The organism is Chryseobacterium mucoviscidosis, assembly GCF_002177115.1.
Lineage (GTDB): Bacteria > Bacteroidota > Bacteroidia > Flavobacteriales > Weeksellaceae > Chryseobacterium > Chryseobacterium mucoviscidosis.
Map to the genome: position 1 here is coordinate 1 of NZ_MVAG01000026.1, position 259 is coordinate 259.

The window sequence follows — 259 nt, forward strand, 5'->3', positions numbered from 1 at the left end:
GTCGTCGCGCAGCCGGTTCAACGGGTGCCACGCGCGGACGTTCGGTCGCCACTGCCGCAGTCGCCCCGCGACTAGCGACCAGCGGAGCGGGCGCGCGATTGGAATGAAGGCGCCATCGTCGGCGACGGCGCGGTCCGCCGCAGCGATCAGGCGGGCGCGCTCGCCGAGCGTCGGCGCATCGCGCGCCGAGTCGACCAGCCCCTGGGCCTCCTCGCCGCACGGCGCGCAGGCGGTAGCGAGATACCAGCGCGCGCTATCA

The 259-nt window shown here is 74.9% G+C and carries 1 protein-coding gene; it reads right to left on the minus strand.

The window, feature by feature from the left end:
* Positions 1-259 (minus strand): hypothetical protein (locus tag B0E34_RS21530; RefSeq protein WP_228422978.1); only part of this gene is annotated, 259 nt, incomplete at both ends.